This is a genomic window from Pseudomonas sp. A1230, assembly GCF_044218825.1.
Lineage (GTDB): Bacteria > Pseudomonadota > Gammaproteobacteria > Pseudomonadales > Pseudomonadaceae > Aquipseudomonas > Aquipseudomonas iridis.
This window is the reverse complement of the sequence record NZ_CP162582.1, coordinates 3,492,738-3,509,286: the sequence shown is the minus strand read 5'-3', so window position 1 is coordinate 3,509,286 and position 16,549 is coordinate 3,492,738. Positions and strand designations below refer to the sequence as shown.

The 16,549-nt window shown below is 59.1% G+C and carries 18 protein-coding genes; 10 read left to right on the top strand and 8 right to left on the bottom strand.

Annotation, left to right across the window (positions count from 1 at the left end; all coding sequences use genetic code 11):
- Positions 1 to 174: 174 nt before the first annotated feature.
- Positions 175 to 615: a PACE efflux transporter gene (locus AB4P97_RS16510; protein WP_042560586.1), complete on the bottom strand. Its 441-nt coding sequence runs from the start codon at positions 613 to 615 to the stop codon at positions 175 to 177.
- Positions 616 to 737: 122 nt separating this feature from the next.
- Here AB4P97_RS16510 and AB4P97_RS16505 point away from each other — a divergent pair, with 122 nt between their 5' ends.
- Positions 738 to 1,610, top strand: a complete 873-nt coding sequence (locus AB4P97_RS16505) for a LysR family transcriptional regulator (protein ID WP_210622714.1) — start codon at positions 738 to 740, stop codon at positions 1,608 to 1,610.
- Between the two features lie 251 nt (positions 1,611 to 1,861).
- On the opposite strand, the gene AB4P97_RS16500 is transcribed toward AB4P97_RS16505, so the two are convergent.
- On the bottom strand, positions 1,862 to 2,893 hold the full coding sequence (locus AB4P97_RS16500) for a LacI family DNA-binding transcriptional regulator (RefSeq protein WP_042560584.1): 1,032 nt from the start codon (positions 2,891 to 2,893) through the stop codon (positions 1,862 to 1,864).
- A gap of 216 nt (positions 2,894 to 3,109) precedes the next feature.
- Here AB4P97_RS16500 and AB4P97_RS16495 point away from each other — a divergent pair, with 216 nt between their 5' ends.
- Together AB4P97_RS16495 and AB4P97_RS16490 are read left to right on the top strand one after the other, a co-directional pair.
- The gene (locus AB4P97_RS16495; protein ID WP_042560583.1) at positions 3,110 to 3,643 is read left to right on the top strand and encodes a gluconokinase; all 534 of its coding nucleotides are present in this window, start codon (positions 3,110 to 3,112) and stop codon (positions 3,641 to 3,643) included.
- Between the two features lie 82 nt (positions 3,644 to 3,725).
- Entirely contained in the window at positions 3,726 to 5,078 is a 1,353-nt protein-coding gene (locus AB4P97_RS16490; RefSeq protein WP_042560582.1) for a gluconate:H+ symporter, read from the top strand.
- 176 nt (positions 5,079 to 5,254) lie between these two features.
- Here the strand turns inward: AB4P97_RS16490 and alaC are convergent, their stop codons facing one another.
- Entirely contained in the window at positions 5,255 to 6,472 is a 1,218-nt protein-coding gene (gene alaC, locus AB4P97_RS16485; RefSeq protein ID WP_042560581.1) for an alanine transaminase, read from the bottom strand.
- A 138-nt stretch (positions 6,473 to 6,610) separates the two neighbouring features.
- On the opposite strand from alaC, the gene AB4P97_RS16480 reads away from it, so the two are divergent.
- The 3 genes from AB4P97_RS16480 (at position 6,611) to AB4P97_RS16470 (ending at position 8,639) form a co-directional block, all read left to right on the top strand.
- On the top strand, positions 6,611 to 7,273 hold the full coding sequence (locus AB4P97_RS16480) for a LysE family translocator (protein WP_042560580.1): 663 nt from the start codon (positions 6,611 to 6,613) through the stop codon (positions 7,271 to 7,273).
- 68 nt (positions 7,274 to 7,341) lie between these two features.
- Positions 7,342 to 7,827 (top strand): GyrI-like domain-containing protein, encoded by a 486-nt coding sequence (locus AB4P97_RS16475; RefSeq protein ID WP_042560579.1) that lies wholly within the window; start codon positions 7,342 to 7,344, stop codon positions 7,825 to 7,827.
- 323 nt (positions 7,828 to 8,150) lie between these two features.
- A complete protein-coding gene (locus AB4P97_RS16470) occupies positions 8,151 to 8,639 on the top strand; it encodes a GNAT family N-acetyltransferase (RefSeq protein WP_042560578.1) in 489 nt (162 codons plus the stop codon).
- Positions 8,640 to 8,754: 115 nt separating this feature from the next.
- On the opposite strand, the gene AB4P97_RS16465 is transcribed toward AB4P97_RS16470, so the two are convergent.
- Complete coding sequence (locus AB4P97_RS16465; protein WP_395601356.1) at positions 8,755 to 9,360, bottom strand: pyridoxamine 5'-phosphate oxidase family protein; 606 nt, start codon at positions 9,358 to 9,360, stop codon at positions 8,755 to 8,757.
- Positions 9,361 to 9,379: 19 nt separating this feature from the next.
- Complete coding sequence (locus AB4P97_RS16460; protein ID WP_042560576.1) at positions 9,380 to 9,865, bottom strand: N-acetyltransferase; 486 nt, start codon at positions 9,863 to 9,865, stop codon at positions 9,380 to 9,382.
- A 141-nt stretch (positions 9,866 to 10,006) separates the two neighbouring features.
- Here AB4P97_RS16460 and AB4P97_RS16455 point away from each other — a divergent pair, with 141 nt between their 5' ends.
- Genes AB4P97_RS16455 through AB4P97_RS16445 form a run of 3 tightly spaced genes read left to right on the top strand, consistent with a single transcriptional unit; the run spans position 10,007 to position 12,054 of the window.
- Positions 10,007 to 10,432 (top strand): nuclear transport factor 2 family protein, encoded by a 426-nt coding sequence (locus tag AB4P97_RS16455; protein WP_042560575.1) that lies wholly within the window; start codon positions 10,007 to 10,009, stop codon positions 10,430 to 10,432.
- A 40-nt stretch (positions 10,433 to 10,472) separates the two neighbouring features.
- Positions 10,473 to 10,817 (top strand): YciI family protein, encoded by a 345-nt coding sequence (locus AB4P97_RS16450; RefSeq protein WP_008081988.1) that lies wholly within the window; start codon positions 10,473 to 10,475, stop codon positions 10,815 to 10,817.
- The gene (locus tag AB4P97_RS16445; protein WP_395601355.1) at positions 10,810 to 12,054 is read left to right on the top strand and encodes an RNA polymerase sigma factor; all 1,245 of its coding nucleotides are present in this window, start codon (positions 10,810 to 10,812) and stop codon (positions 12,052 to 12,054) included. The genes AB4P97_RS16450 and AB4P97_RS16445 overlap by 8 nt, the downstream gene beginning before the upstream one ends.
- A 131-nt stretch (positions 12,055 to 12,185) precedes the next feature.
- Here the strand turns inward: AB4P97_RS16445 and AB4P97_RS16440 are convergent, their stop codons facing one another.
- The gene (locus tag AB4P97_RS16440) at positions 12,186 to 13,040 is read right to left on the bottom strand and encodes a LysR family transcriptional regulator (protein ID WP_042560573.1); all 855 of its coding nucleotides are present in this window, start codon (positions 13,038 to 13,040) and stop codon (positions 12,186 to 12,188) included.
- A gap of 89 nt (positions 13,041 to 13,129) precedes the next feature.
- Here AB4P97_RS16440 and AB4P97_RS16435 point away from each other — a divergent pair, with 89 nt between their 5' ends.
- Positions 13,130 to 13,567: a multidrug/biocide efflux PACE transporter gene (locus AB4P97_RS16435; RefSeq protein WP_395598224.1), complete on the top strand. Its 438-nt coding sequence runs from the start codon at positions 13,130 to 13,132 to the stop codon at positions 13,565 to 13,567.
- 108 nt (positions 13,568 to 13,675) lie between these two features.
- Here the strand turns inward: AB4P97_RS16435 and AB4P97_RS16430 are convergent, their stop codons facing one another.
- Positions 13,676 to 15,178: an inorganic phosphate transporter gene (locus AB4P97_RS16430; RefSeq protein WP_395602953.1), complete on the bottom strand. Its 1,503-nt coding sequence runs from the start codon at positions 15,176 to 15,178 to the stop codon at positions 13,676 to 13,678.
- A 290-nt stretch (positions 15,179 to 15,468) separates the two neighbouring features.
- Complete coding sequence (locus AB4P97_RS16425) at positions 15,469 to 16,491, bottom strand: transporter (RefSeq protein WP_042560570.1); 1,023 nt, start codon at positions 16,489 to 16,491, stop codon at positions 15,469 to 15,471.
- Positions 16,492 to 16,549 lie beyond the last annotated feature (58 nt).

Here is a 16,549-nt window from a genome sequence, read left to right as displayed (position 1 = left end):
CACCGCATAAAAACTGTAGGAGCTGCGGCACGCTGCGATCTTTTGATCTTTAAATTCCAGATCAAAAGATCGCAGCGTGCCGCAGCTCCTACATCATGTTTCATGCTGCCTTGAGGTCAAAGTGCAGCAAGAAACTTGTCGCCTGTCCTTGACGTCACTGCAGTGGCTGACGATTTATGTCGCCGCCGCAGAATCCGGCAACGCCGAAGCAGGCAGACCAAACACCCGATCAAACAGCCAGTTGAAGGCAAACGTGTAGCAAGGGATGAAGATGATCAGCGCCAGATCCAGCAGGAAAGCCTGCACCAGGCTGATATTCATCCACCACGCGATCAACGGAATCAGGAACACGATCAACGTCAGTTGAAAACCGATTGCGTGGGCGATGCGTCGTTTTACGGTGCGGGTGCGTGATTGCTGACGACTTTCCCAGTGCTCGAACATCGAGGTATAGATGAAATTCCAGGTGACGGCGATGGTCGTGATGATCACCGCCAATGGCCCGGTGCTGCCCGGCGAGGTGCCCGACAACAGTGCCAGACCAAGGGCGGAAAAGGTCATGCCGATCACTTCGTAGAGCGACACATAGACCAGTTTGCGTTTGACGCCTTGCATGCAGATTTGCCTCTTTCTTGCCATTTGTTGGCCAGTGGGACTGGCGGAGACGGCGAAAGATAGCTTCAATAGGGCTGACAGAAAAAGTCAGAAGCTTTCAGTTCTATTGATAGGTTGATCCATTGAATTTCAACAGCGACAGCATCGAACTGTTCCTTGCGGTGATTGAGCGCGGCTCGTTTTCCGCCGCCGCCCGCGCATTGGGCAAAGTCCCATCAGCCGTGAGCATGGGCATCGGCAACCTTGAGGCCGAACTGGGTTATTCGCTGTTTGATCGCAGCCATCGCGAACCGCAACCGACGGCAATGGCGCTTTCACTGGTCCCTCATGCCCGGCTGATCGCCGGGCAGCTCAAGCAACTGCAAGTACACGCGGTGGAGTTGTCATTGGGGCTGGAGAGCAAGTTGTCGATCGGCGTGGCTGCGGACATCGACCGTCGGCGTTTGCTGGCGGCGATCAAGGCTATTGCCGAGCGTCATCCGCTGCTCGACATCGAAGTACTGACGGCGCCGCAGGATGATGTGCTGGCGATGCTGCACAGCGGCCGCGTCAGTGTGTGTCTGGCGTTCGCCGGGTTGAGCATGAACGTGCTGGAGCGCTTTCAGTTTGTCGGCAGCGAACGGATGATCGCTACGCTGGCGGCGGACAGTCCGCTATTGCAGGGCCAGGATCTGTTTCTGGAAGACCTGGTGCACGTACGACAAATCTTCGTCGCCAGTCGTGACTTGCCGATCAGTGAGACGCGGCCGTTGGTGGCTGAATCTCACTGGCGCACCGATACGCTGGAAACAGCGATGGAGATGGTCGAGGCGGGATTGGGCTGGGGCAATTTCCCGCTGTCGGTGGTGCAGTCGCGACTGGATGCCGGGCGTTTGAAACGGCTGAATTTTCGCAACATTGAAAATGGCCTGGTGCTGCCGGTGCACGCGGTTTGGCTCAAGAGCCAGCCGCTACAGAAAGGCGCATTGGCCCTCGTTGACCTGCTCAGTCACTAGAGACGGTGGAGATCCAATGTGGGAGCGAGCCTGCTCGCGAAAGCGCCGTGTCAGTCGTCAATTGCTTATCTGACACGACGCTTTCGCGAGCAGGCTCGCTCCCACCGGGATTGTAATTCAACCTTGAATTTTGCGAATACCACAAAATCTGTGGGAGCTGGCTTGCCAGCGATAGCGGTGTATCAGCCAGAAATGTATCGACTGACCGGACGCCATCGCTGGCAAGCCAGCTCCCACAGGAATTTCAGGGGTTATGTGCTTTCGCGGATCTTCAGTTCGAAGCCCATGTCTTCCACCGGCCGTGCCACCTTGTTCCCGGCCATCAACGTCAGCATCTGCTCCGCCGCGCGCCGGCCAATTGCCTCACGCGGTGTGTTGATGCTGCTCAGGCGCGGCACCATGTGCTCGGACATCGGCAAGTCGTTGAAGCCCAGAATCGCCACTTGCTCAGGGATTTTGATGCCGTGGCGCAGCGCCTCTAGCAATGCGCCCTGTGCCAGGTCATCGTTACCGAAGAAGATCGCATCGACATCCGGGTGCGCTGCGAGCAATTGCAAAAACAACTCGCCACCCAATCCCACTGACGAAGCGCGAGGCGTCAGCACTTCCAGATCCGGGTCATAACGCCCGGCCTTCTGCAACGCTTTGCGAAAACCTTCGCCACGCAGCAACGTGCGCTGATCAAGTTGCGCACCGATGTAAGCCAGACGTTTGCGCCCTCGCGAGAGCAAATGCTCAGCCGCCGTTTCGCCGGCGCTGAGCTGGGAGAAGCCGACGCAATTCACTCCGGCGGCGCTGTCCAGTTCCATCATGTACACGCAGGGAATGTTGCTGGCCTCGATCATCCGCCGCGAACTTTCGGTGCGATCAAACCCGGTCAGCAGAAACCCGCGCGGCTGATACGCCATGTAGTTGCGCAGCAGGTTTTCTTCTTCATCACGGGAGTAATGGAAGTTACCGATCAGTACTTCGAAGCCTTTGGGCGTCAAAACCCGATGAATGGCTTCCAGCGTATCGATGAACAACAGGTTGGACAGTGACGGCACCAAAACCACCACCGAATGGCTCTGCGCCGAGGCCAGGGCGCGGGCGGCAGGGTTGACCACGTAGTTGAGTTCGAGGGCGGCCTTGCGGACTTTGTCCACCAGTTCGGTGGCCACGGTGCTGACTCCGCGCAAGGCACGGGAAGCGGTAATCGGGCTGACGCCGGCAAGGCGAGCAACTTCATTAAGGGTGGGACGGCCGGTGGTGCGGGTATTTTTATCGTTTTTAGGAGTGGTCATCGGGCGGCTTGCCAAACAAAAATCAAGGCACTAAGGTAGCGCTGTCCTGATGCAGCTGCAAATGCGTAAGCGAGGTCCTGCCTGATCTTCGCTTTTTGGTGTTGGGAACAAACCTGCTGCAACCCAAAAAAACGACAAGAAGGCGTCGGCAACTTCTATCTGTGCACTAGAGTCATAGCTTGCAAAGGTAGCGCTGTCTGCGCGCTGAGGTGTTTCATGAATCATCCCATCACCGCCCTGGTCATCATGGGCGTTGCCGGTTGCGGCAAGACGTGCGTCAGCGAGGCCCTGTGCCAATTGAGCGGCGCCACTGCCATTGAAGGCGATACTTTCCATCCGGCCGCGAACATCGAAAAGATGAGCGCGGGGATCCCCCTGAACGACGACGACCGTGCCGGCTGGCTCGACAGCCTGTGCGAGGAGCTGCGTCGCGTTGACGCCACGGGCCAGCGCCCGGTGCTGACCTGCTCGGCCCTCAAACACAGTTATCGTGAAGTCTTGCGCAGTGCCCTGCCGGGCCTGGGCTTCGTGTTCCTTGAATTGACCCCTGAAGTTGCCGCCGAGCGTGTGTCCCATCGTCCGGGCCACTTCATGCCGGCCACGCTGATCGAAAGCCAGTTCGCCACCCTCGAATCGCCCAAAGGCGAGCCGTTGACCCTGGCGTTGAACGCTTCGATCCACAGCGTTGAAGAACTGGCAGAGCAAGCTCACGTCTGGTGGCAGGCCAATGGCCTGAAACAGGCGGTATGAGTGTGTTCATGCAGACAGCGCTGTCCTTACGACTTCTGATTAACCCGCTTTAATAACAACAACAAACCAGGAGACACCCCCAATGTTTGGCATGTCCCACGACGCCTACCTGCTGCTTGATGCAGTGGTCACGGTGATCGGACTTATCATCCTGATCACCAAGTTCAAGATTCACCCTTTCATTGCCCTGACCATCGCCGCCGCATTCCTCGGCCTGACGTCCGGCATGCCGATCGGCACCATCATCAAAGCGTTCCAGGACGGCTTTGGTGGCGTGCTTGGTTTTGTCGGCATCATCCTCGCGCTGGGCACCATGCTCGGCAAAATGATGGCCGAGTCGGGCGGGGCAGATCAGATTGCCCAGACCCTGATTCGCGCGTTCGGCAAGGACAAAGTGCAGTGGGCAATGATGTTCGCCGCGTTCCTGGTGGGCATTCCATTGTTCTTCGAAATCGGCTTCGTGCTGCTGATTCCGCTGGTGTTCATCGTTGCCCGCCGCACGGGCGTGTCGATCATCAAGATCGGTATCCCGTTGCTCGCCGGCCTGTCCGCCGTGCACGGTCTGGTGCCACCGCACCCGGGCCCGCTGCTGGCCATCGGCGTGTTCGGCGCTGACATCGGCAAGACCATTCTCTACGGTCTGATCGTTGCGCTGCCGACTGCAATCATTGCCGGGCCGATCTTCGGTACGTTCATCGCCAAGCACATTCCGGGTCACCCGAATCAGGAGCTGGTCGATCAACTGGCCCGCGAAAACGATACCGCTGTCCTGCCGAGCTTCAGCATCACCCTGATCACCGTGCTGCTGCCGGTGTTCCTGATGCTGCTGAAAACCTTCGCTGACGTGGCGTTGCCGGACGGTAACTTCTTCCGCACCTGGATGGACATGATCGGTCACCCGATCTCAGCACTGCTGCTGGCATTGCTGCTGTCGCTGTACACCTTTGGCTACAAGCAGGGCATCGGTTCCAACCAGATCCTCAAGTGGCTGGATGCGAGCCTGGCGCCAACCGCCGCGATCATCCTGATCATCGGTGCCGGCGGTGGCTTCAAGCAGATGCTGGTCACCAGCGGCGTGGGCGATGTGATCGGCCACATGGCGGTCAGCGCACAGATCTCGCCGATCCTGCTGGCATGGCTGGTGGCGGCGGTGATTCGTATTGCCACCGGTTCGGCAACTGTTGCGACCATCACTGGCGCGGGCATCGTGGTGCCAGTGGTCGGAATGGTTCCGGGCGTCAACCGTGAACTGCTGGTGCTGGCCACCGGTGCCGGTTCGTTGATCCTGTCCCACGTCAACGACGCCGGTTTCTGGCTGGTGAAGCAGTATTTCAACATGACCGTGGCCGAAACGTTCAAGACCTGGACGGCGATGGAAACCATCCTCTCGGTGGTCGCGTTGGGCTTTATCCTGCTGTTGTCGATGTTCGTTTAACAGCAAACGCCACTCACAAAAAAACCGCAGCGATGCGGTTTTTTTGTGGGTGATGATTCGTGACACAGACAAACCAATGTGGGAGCGAGCCTGCTCGCGAATGCGATGTGTCAGTCGATATGGATTTCAGCTGACTCGACGCTTTCGCGAGCAGGCTCGCTCCCACAGGGAAGGTGTCAGGTGCTGGATTTCGGGGCTAACCCATCCGCCCGGAACATCCCGCGAATGCCGCGTACAGCCTGGCGAATGCGGTCCTGGTTTTCGATCAGCGCGAAGCGCACGTGATCATCGCCATACTCACCAAACCCCACCCCCGGCGAGACGCAAACCTTGGCCTCGGACAGCAGTTTCTTGGCGAATTCCAGCGAACCCAGATGCGCATAAGCCTCTGGGATTTTCGCCCAGACGTACATCGAAGCCTTCGGGTTTTCGACCATCCAGCCCAGTTCATGCAGGCCTTTGACCAGCACATTACGGCGCTGGCGATATTGCTCGGCGATGTCTTTCACGCACTGCTGATCGCCTTCCAGCGCAGCAATGGCGGCGACTTGCAGTGGGGTGAAAGTGCCGTAGTCGTGGTAGCTCTTGATCCGCGCCAAGGCGTTGACCAGTTCCGGATTGCCGACCATGAAACCGATGCGCCAACCGGCCATGTTGTAGCTTTTGGACAGGGTGAAAAACTCCACCGCGATGTCCTTGGCGCCCGGCACTTGCATGATCGACGGGGCTTTCCAGCCGTCGTAGACGATGTCGGCGTAAGCCAGATCGTGGATGACCAGCACGTCGTATTGCTTGGCGAGGGCGATCACCCGTTCGAAGAAATCCAGTTCCACGCACTGCGCAGTCGGGTTCGACGGGAAGCCGAGGATCATCATCTTCGGCTTCGGGATCGAGCCGCGAATCGCCCGTTCCAGTTCGTCGAAGAAGTCCACGCCCGGCACCAGCGGTACGGAACGCACCTGAGCGCCGGCAATTACCGCGCCGTAGATGTGAATCGGGTAGCTGGGGTTCGGCACCAGTACGGTGTCGCCCTGATCAAGGGTCGCCAGCATCAGATGCGCCAGGCCTTCCTTGGAACCGATGGTGACAATGGCTTCGCTTTCCGGGTCGATATCGACCTCGTAGCGTTGCTTGTACCAATTGGAAATCGCCCGACGCAGACGCGGAATGCCCTTGGATGTGGAATAACCATGGGTGTCGTCACGCTGGGCGACTTGCACGAGTTTTTCGACAATGTGCGGCGGCGTGGCCCCGTCGGGGTTGCCCATGCTCAAGTCGATGATGTCTTCACCACGACGCCGCGCGGCCATCTTCAGCTCGGCGGTGATGTTGAAAACGTAAGGGGGGAGTCGATCTATGCGCGCAAAGCGGCGCGGCGAACCTTGTTCAGCCATTGTTGCCTCGGATAACGTAAGCGCCCGGAACCGTCCGAGCGACGCTGGTCACTGCGGTGACCTGTTGGCGAAGATAAGGGCTGTGATGGCAGACTGTCCAGCCTGCGCGTAAACAAATTTTTCCAAGGAAATCGGTTGATGGAATTCACCAGCGGCTTTTTGCTGAGCCTCTCGCTGTGCCTGGATATCGGCGTGGCCAACATCGCAATGATCACGCTGGCCATGCAGCGCGGTTATTTTCAGGGCTTCGCGCTGGGCCTCGGCACCTGTGTCGGCGATCTGATTTACGCGGTGCTGGCGCTCGCCGGGATGACCGTGTTGCTGCAATACGAAACCGTGCGCTGGGTGCTGTGGATCGGCGGTTCGGCGCTGCTGATCTACTTTGCGGCGAAGATGATCTATTCGGCAATCCATCACGAGGCGCTGCTGGCCGAGACGGCTGAGGTAGGGCAGAACTCCCATCGCAAGGAATTCTTGCGGGGGATCTTCCTCGCCATGTCCTCGCCGAGCGCGATTCTCTGGTTCGCTGCGGTAGGCGGCACGTTGATCGCCCGCTCGGGCGGGGGCGGGCCTTTGAGCTCGGCGTTGTTTCTCGGTGGGTTTCTGTGCGCCGGGCTGTTGTGGTCGGCCGGTTTGTGCTTCGCCGCAAGCCATGGTGGCAAGCTCCTGGGCGATAAGCTGCTGCGCTACTCGTATATGGCATCTGCAGCGATCTTCTGCTATTTCGCGGTGTACGTGATCGTATCTGGCTACAACGAGTTTGTCGGGTCAGGTGCGGCCGAGGCCCTGCATACGCTCTGATGTTGCGAATCGGGTTTGGCTTCTATACTCCCAGCCGAACCCACTTTTTTCGTTCCAGGAGTCGAGTCATGGATGAGCAAACACGCGTCGAAGTGGCAGAACCTCGCTTCGAACATGGACAATTCCTGCTGATAGCAGGGCTTGGCGGACGATTTACTCAGGACACCACCGATGGCATCCCCGAGCTGTGGGAAAAATTCATCCCGCATCTGGGCAAGATTCCCGGGCAAAAGAACGAAGTGACGTTCGGCGTCTGCTGCAATGCGGACGGCAAGGGTGGTTTCGAATACATCGCCGGGGTCGAGATCAGCAAACTCGATGACCTGCCGGATCAGTACCGTTGGATCGAAGTGCAACCGCAGGATTACGCGGTGTTCGAGCACAAAGGTTCACTGGATCAGTTGCCAGAGACCTTCCAGTACATCTGGAAAACCTGGCTGCCGCAGTCCGGACGCGAAGCCGCCGATGCGCCTGAGTTCGAACGCTACAGTGAGGATTTCAACCCCAAACTGCATACCGGCACGCTGGAAATCTGGCTGCCACTCAAGGCCTGACACACGTTGATGGACGGATCAGCGATCCGTCCATCAACGCTTTCAGCCGCGCTTGCCCTTGCCCACACGTCGCGCCCGCAACAGGTCGATGCCCAGGGTTATAAAGCCGAATGTACTGATGCCCAACACCATCAACAGGCCGATTTCTACGCTGCTCATAAACGGTTTCCCCCAAGGGTAATCAGAGACACGCCACAGAAATAGCCGCCCGCGAGGCGCAAGAAAAGCGCTTATACGCAGGCTTTACGCCGCCCGCGCGGATCGATATGCACTCCTTATTCCTTTATGCTCTGCGCACTTTTCCCGCTGATTTCCGAGCTGCCATGAACACCGTTATCCGCAACGTCACCGCCACTGACCTGGATCGCTGCTACGCCATCGAAACCGTTGCCTACGAAGGCGATGAAGCCGCCACCCGCGAAAAGATCGCCACGCGCATTGCGACCTGGCCGGAAGGCTTCATCGTTGCCGAGGTCGATGGCGAGGTCGCCGGGTTCGTCAACTCGGGCGCGGCGTTCGATGTGCAGATGTCGGACGAGGCGTTCAAGGAACTGATCGGGCATGATCCGGTGGGGCCGAACGTGGTGATCATGTCGGTGGTGGTGCACCCGGATTACCAAGGGCAGGGCCTGGCCAAGCGCTTGCTGGCCGAGTTCATCGAGCGCATGCGTGGGATGGATAAAGCGACGATTCATTTGATGTGCAAGGAACAGCACATCCCGCTGTATGCCGGGTTTGGCTTTGCCTACATCAAACCGTCGGAGTCGGATCACGGCGGGATGGCGTGGCACGAGATGATTCTGACCCTGTAAATACTTCCCCCTGTAGGAGCTGCCGAAGGCTGCGATCTTTTGATCTTGCTTGTAAAAAACAGGATCAAAAGATCGCAGCCTTTGGCAGCTCCTACATGGGGGGGGGCGTGGTGCGTCAGTAAAGGCTGTCGCGGACCCTGATCGGCGCTTCGCGGTCGTACGTGTCGGCGTCGAATTGCCCATCGTTCAGGCGTTTATGAAAGGCGCCAGCCGTGGGCAGTGCCGAGCGCGGCAGATGCGTTTCCGGGTTCCACGCATCCGAACGCACAAACGCCTTCGAACAATGGAAAAACGCCGCTTCCACCGTCACCAGCAACACCGTTTTTGCCGGTTTGCCGTTCACCGCAAAACTCTCCAGCAACGTCGGATCAGCGCTGATGGTGGCCGTGCCGTTGACCCGCAGTGTCTCGCCTATACCCGGAATAATGAACAGCAGCGACACCCGTGGATCGTGCAGCACATTGCGCAAGGTATCGATGCGGTTGTTGCCCGGGCGGTCCGGCAGGGCCAGCGTGCGTTCATCGACGATCCGCACAAACCCCGGGGCATCACCGCGCGGCGAATTGTCGAGACCATCGGCACCCACCGAGCTGACGATTACCAGCGGCGAGACCTGCACCATCGCCTGATAGTCTTCGTTGAGAAAAGTGATCTGCTTGCGCACCGCACGTTCGTGCGGCAATCCGTAAATAGCTTCCAGTGCTTCGATTGAATCGATCATCGTGCATCCCCTCGATGACTTAAAAAAACAGACCCATGCGCCGCTCGTAACCGATTCGGCCCTTGTACGCTTCGCCGCTGTCGACGTAGCCGTGTTTGGCGTACAGCGCGATGGCAGCCTCGTTGTCGGCGTCCACCGACAGTTCCAGTCCCTTGATCTCCGGCCAGGCCTGGCGCGCAACCTCGGGCAACGCATGCAGACACGCCTTGCCGTAACCCTTGCCCTGCGCCCGGCGATCGACCTGCAACGCATGCAGCGTGGCGCTGTGTTCATCGGCCCATGCCGGTAACACCGGCGGACGCTTGAGCAGCAGGAACGCCACCGGCACTTCATCGGCCAGCAGTGCAAAACCCTTCACGCCAGGGCCGGGTTTCGACAGCAAGGTGTGCAGGGCGCCGTGGATGTCGCCGGAGAACTTGATTTGCTCGGGGTGGATTTCAATCGCCTCGACTTGCTCACGCTGCTGGGCGTTCAGGCTGTCGTACGGCACGAGTTGGGCTGACACGGGAATTTCCTTTTTCCTACAAAGATGAGCCTCGGATTCTAGCGACTTTGCTTCCTTCGGAATTTTTTTGTTTCGCCTGTCGATCTGCCGACGTGCCGAACGACTAAGGGTGTCTTTCCAACAAAAATCACGGAGAACACCATGAGCGCACAAGCTGACATCCAAACTCTGATCAATACCTACCGCGACGCCGTCATGACCAAGGACGTGGAGAAAGTCATGGCGTTGTATGCCGATGACATCGTCTCGTTCGACGCGATCAAGGCCCTGCAATTTAAGGGCAAACCGGCCTACCGCGCGCATTGGTTGGACTGCATGCAAATGTGCCCCGGGCCGCACATCTTCGATTTTCAGGAAGTCGTCATCGAAACCGCCGACAACATCGCCTTCGCCCACTGGGTCGCCAATTGCGGCGGCACCAACGAGAAGGGTGAAACCCAAAGTTGCTGGATGCGCGTCACTGCATGCTATCGGCAGGTCGGCGGCGCGTGGCGGATTGCCCATGAACACTGGTCGGCACCGTTTGATCCGATGAGCGGCGCGACGCTGTTCGATGTGCAACCGTGATCTTCAGCCATAGTTGATCCGTTCGAATCAGGAGAGCGCCATGAAATATCTATGCCTGGTCTACAGCGATGAACGCCTGCTGCATTCGTCGCCCGACAGTCCCGAAGACGCTGAATGCTGGGCCTATGCCGAGTCGATTCAGGGCAGCGGGCGGATGGTTGCCGCCGAGGCGCTGGAGTCAGTGCAGACCGCCACCACGGTACGAATGCGCAACGGCAAATTGTCGATCACCGATGGGCCGTTCGCCGAAACCAAGGAGCAACTGGCCGGCTTCTACCTGATCGACGCCAAGGATCTCAACGAAGCGATTCAGGTCGCCGGGAATATCCCGGCGGCCCGAGTGGGCAGCGTTGAAGTGCGCCCCGTGCGGCAGTTGAATGTCTGAGGTCGCGGCGCGGGTCGAGCAGGTTTATCGCGAAGACTCGCGGCGGATTCTGGCGACATTGATCCGCCTGCTCGGCGATTTTGACCTTGCCGAAGAAGCCTTGCACGAGGCGTTCTTCGTCGCGGTCGAGCGTTGGCAGCGTGACGGCGTGCCGGACAATCCGCGCACCTGGCTGGTGTCGACCGGGCGCTTCAAGGCAATCGACGTGCTACGCCGCCGTGCACGCTTCAAAGCCTCGCAGCCATTGTTGCTGGCGCAACTCGAAGAGCTCGAAGATGCCGACTGGAGCGACGAAGACGTGGAAGACGATCGCCTGCGGCTGATCTTCACCTGCTGTCACCCGGCGCTGGCGGCGGATGCGCAAGTGCCGCTGACCTTGCGTGAAGTCTGCGACCTGACAACCGAGGAAATTGCCCGCGCCTTTCTCTCGGCGCCGGCGGCCATTGCCCAGCGCATCGTGCGCGCAAAAGCCAAGATCCGTGACGCGAAAATCCCTTATCAAGTCCCCAGCCTGAGCGAACTGCCCGAGCGTCTGGACAGTGTGTTGCGGGTGATTTATCTGGTGTTCAACGAGGGCTATTCGGCGTCGATGGGTGCTGAGCTGACTCGCGAGGACCTGACCCGTGAAGCGATCCGGCTCGGGCGACTGCTGATGGAATTGTTGCCGGAGCCCGAGGTGATGGGGTTGCTGGCATTGATGCTGCTGCATGAGTCCCGGCGTCCGGCGCGCACTTCTCCCGATGGCGAATTGGTGCTGTTGGACGATCAGGATCGCTCGCAGTGGGATGCTGAGTTGATCGCTGAAGGTTGTGCGTTGGTGGAGAGGGCGCTGACCACACGACGATTCGGGCCGTACTGTCTGCAAGCGGCGATTGCCGCCGTGCACGCCGAGGCGCCAACCGCCGAGGAAACCGATTGGCAGCAGATCGTCGGGCTGTATGACGTGCTGTTGCGGGCGATGCCTTCCCCGGTGATCGAGTTGAATCGCGCGGTGGCGGTGGCCAAACGAGATGGGGCGTTGGCGGGGTTGACGTTGATTGAAGAGATTCTGGATCGCGGCGAATTGCAGGACTACCACTTGGCGCATTCGGCGCGGGCGGAGTTTTGTCGGCAGTTGGGCCGGGTCGAGGGGGCGCGGGTGGCTTATTTGCGGGCGTTGGAGTTAACCCGGCAAGAGCCTGAACGGCGGTTCATCGAGGCGCGCTTAAACCAACTACCGACACCCAACCCCCTGTAGGAACTGCCGAAGGCTGCAATCTTTTGATGTTGATTTTCTTCAATCAACAACAAGATCAAAAGATCGCAGCCTTCGGCAGCTCCTACATGGGTTGCAACTGTAGGAGCTGCGGCACGCTGCGATCTTTTGATCTATTCCAGCATCTTGCTCAGCAACCAGCTCCCCGCTGGCCCCGGCGGATATAGCCGCGACCACAAGGCATCGACAAACACCGGTTTCGGCCAGCCGCGCACTGTCAGCTCCACCAGCGTGCCATTGCCGAAACGCCCCACCAGCCAGCGCGGCAACGGCGCCCAGCCGAAACCCATTTCGGCCATTTCCATCAGCATCAGATAACTCGGCGCCGACCACACCCGGCCCTTGGCGCGACTGTCGTAGGGATTGACGATCGTCGCCAGACGCAACTCGCGATGCTGCTCCAGGATTGGCTGATCGACGTTTTCCAGTGTCGCCAGCGCATGTCCGCGACTGACGAACAGGGCGATATCGGTGCGCTCGGCCACAGTCGAGGTCACCAGATCCGGCGGGTAATTGTCCTGCATCTCGGCAAACGCCAGATGCGCCCGACCGCGCTGCACCAGTTCGATCAAGTCATCGCATTCGGCAATCAGGCATTCGAGTTCCAGATCCGGATAGCGCTGTTCAAAACCGAACAGCGCCGCTTCGAAACGCGCGGATTGATAAGTGTCGGAAATCGCCACGGTCAATTTCGGCTCAACGCCTTGGGACAATTGCCGCGCGGTCATTTCCAGGCGACTGTTGGCCGTAAGGATCGCCTCGGCGCGTTGCAGCATGACGTGGCCGGCAGGTGTCAGCGTTGGTTTGCGGCTGCTGCGATCAAACAACACCAGGTCCAGATCAATCTCCAGACTCGCCACCGCCGCACTGATAGTCGACTGACTGCGCCCGAGTTTGCGCGCCGCCGCCGAAAACGATCCCTGGGTCGCCGCCTGGACAAATGCCAAAAGCACTTCTTGCGATGCCATGAACTATCGCCTCAATCGATGGTTATTGGTTTTGAAGTATCGATGCGAGGATGGATCATGGCAACCATCTTCACTCAAGGAGTCAGGCCATGACTGCCCAAAAATCCATCACTGAACGTATCTTCCAGGCTATCGGTTTCGAATTGCTGGCGATTCTGATCTGCACGCCACTGCTGGCGTGGATCATGAAAAAACCGCTGCTCGACATGGGCGCGGTGACGGTTTTGATCGCGATGCTGGCGCTGGGCTGGAACGTGGTCTTCAACCGGTTTTTCGACCGCATGCTCGAGCGCATGAATGTTGCCCACAACGCCTGGGTGCGGGTCGTTCACGCCTTGCTGTTCGAGGGTGGTTTGATCGTGATGGGTGTGCCGCTGATTGCCTGGTGGCTGTCAGTCAGCTTGTGGCAGGCGTTCTTGCTCGACATCGGCGTGTTGCTGTTTTTTCTGCCGTACACCTATGTGTATCACTGGGGCTACGACGTACTGCGCGAGCGCTTCCTGATGCGCAACGCCTGCCAGGGCTAAACCTCATTTTCGTGTAGGAGCTGCCGAAGGCTGCGATCTTTTGATTTTGATCTAAAAAAGATCAAAAGATCGCAGCCTTCGGCAGCTCCTGCAGCGGGATTATTTCGGTTAGAAGATCTGGGTGAACAGCCAGTAGAGGCTACCCGACAGCAGGATCGCCGCCGGCAGCGTCAGCACCCACGCCATCAGCAGATTACGGATAGTCCTCATCTGCAATCCACCGCCATTGGCGACCATGGTCCCGGCCACGCCCGAGGACAGCACATGCGTCGTCGACACCGGCAAACCAAACATGTCCGCTGCACCAATGGTCAGCATCGCCACGGTTTCCGCCGAGGCGCCTTGCGCGTAGGTCAGGTGGGTGTTGCCGATCTTCTCGCCCACCGTCACCACGATGCGTTTCCAGCCGACCATGGTGCCGAGCCCCAATGCGATAGCAACGGCGATCTTCACCCACAGCGGGATAAACCGTGTGGCGTTGTCGATCTGTTGCTTGAACAGTTGCAGCTTGCCAGCGGTGTCGGCGTCGAAGTTGCCGACCTTGTTCTTGTCCATCAGGCGAATCGATTCGCTGGCCAGGTACATGTCGTTACGCACGTTGCCCATCGCCTCGGCCGGGACTTTCGCCAGCGAACCGTAGCCTTTGACTTCCTCGCCAATGTGCCCGGTGAGTGCGGCGAGGGCGGGGATCAGTTGCGGCGTGGCCTCCTTGCTGCGCACGTAATCCGAGAGGATCGGGCGCGGATCGGCAGGTGCCGGCTGCGGCGCACTTTTCATCAGGGCTTGTTGGGTGACTTGCGCCACGGCGGCGAACTGCAGCGATTGTTCTTCGGGCATGGTGCGGTTCAATGCATAGGCCATCGGCAAGGTGCCGACCAGAATCAGCATGATCAGGCCCATGCCTTTCTGGCCGTCGTTGGAGCCGTGGGCGAACGACACGCCGGTGCACGTCAGGATCAGCAGACCACGAATCCACCATGGCGGCGGGGTGTTGCCTTTCGGTGCCTTGTACAGCGCGCGGTTCTTCACGAATGCACGCAAGGCCAGCAGCAACAGCGCCGCACAACCGAAACCCACCAGCGGTGAAAGCAGCAACGCATAACCAATCTTGGTGGCCTGCGCCCAATCGACACCGCTGGTGCCGTCGCGGCCATGCATCAAGGCATTGGCCACGCCGACGCCGATGATCGAACCGATCAAGGTGTGCGACGACGAGGCCGGCAAACCCAGCCACCACGTGCCGAGGTTCCACAGGATCGCTGCGATCAACAGGGCGAAGATCATCGCGAAACCAGCAGACGAGCCGACCTGCAGAATCAGCTCCACCGGCAGCAGGGCGATGATGCCGAATGCCACCGCACCGCTCGATAGCAGCACGCCGAGGAAGTTGAAAAACCCCGACCAGACCACCGCAACATTCGGCGGCAGCGAGTGGGTGTAGATCACCGTAGCCACGGCGTTGGCGGTGTCGTGGAAACCATTGACGAACTCAAAACCCAGCGCAATCACCAACGCCACGCCGAGTAGCAGAAATGGCGTCCAGGTGGTGACCGTCGTGCCGAGCTCCTGCACGTCGTGCATCAGACTGTAGGCGGTGAACAGCATCCCCATGGCCAGCACTGCGAAAAACAATACGTAAGTGAACGGGCTGGTTTTCTTGTCGAGGGAGGGCCTGCCGCTGGCGGCGGACGCTGGGCTGGCGGTCAGGGAGGGAGTAGCCATGAGAGGACAATCCTGAGCGAGGGAAGGAATGTCGCCCATGATCGTTGCAGAATGTTACAGAGAGACTGCCTCAGGTCAGTGTTTGGATGAATCGCTGGAGGCAAAGTCAAAAGATCGCAGCCTTCGGCAGCTCCTGCAGTGGCAGTGTGGGAGCTGCCGAAGGTTGCGATCTTTTGATCTTAATAATCTCCACGCTTACGAAACGCCCACCGCCCCGCAATCACCGTAAACGTCGCCACCAGCGCGACCAGTATCCAGAACCCATGCGCGTCTTGCGACAGCGGCACGCCGCCGACATTCATCCCGAAGAAACCGGCAATGATGTTGATCGGCAGCGCCAGCACCGTCACCACGGTCAGGGTGAACAGCGTGCGGTTGCTCTGTTCGTTGAGGTTGGCGGCGATTTCTTCCTGCAACAGTTTGATGCGCTCGCCGAGGGCCGTGAGGTCATTGATGATCAGCGCAAACTCCTCGGTGGATTTGCGCAGTTCCTTGACGTCCTCCTTCTGCAACCACGGCGGCGGGCGGTTGAGTAGACGCAGTAGCGAACCTGGCTCCAGTGCCAGCAGCCGTTGCAATCTCACCAGCACTCGGCGGTTGGCACCGAGTTCGGCGCGGTTGGTCGACAGGCGCGAGGAGAGCAACTCGTCTTCGACCGTATCAACGCTCATGCTGGTCTTGCGCACGATCTGCGTCAGCACTTCGCCCTGATCGCGCAGCAGGTGCACGAGCAATTCCGAGGGCGAACGAAAACGCTCGCCGGCCTTCACCGACGAGCGCAGTTTATCCACCGAGTGCAGCGGTTGCAGGCGCGCACTGACGATCAGTTTGCTGCGCACGCACACCCACAACGTCGACACGTCCGACGACACCATGCTGCTGAGGTTGAACACCACATCGTTGACCACTGCAAGCAACGCCGAGTCAACGTGCTCGATGCGCGTCGAGCGCGAACCTTCGTGCAGTGCCTCGAAAAATTCTTCGGGTAATTGCAGATGGCTTTTCATCCAGCGTTCGCATGCCGCGTGGGCCAGGTTCAGATGCAGCCAGAGGAATTCGCCGCTGTCGTTGTCGTCTTGCAGGCAACGCAATGCAGTTGTCGAGTCGACTTCGCGACCCCGTTCGCCGGGCAGGAAACGAAAGCCGTAAAGCAAACCGAACAGGTCCGGATCGCGATGGCTGATATCGAGGCTGTGGTTCATGGAGGCTCGCTGCGAGGAGGGCGCTGGGCGGGATTTTCAGATTCACCTGTGCCGAATC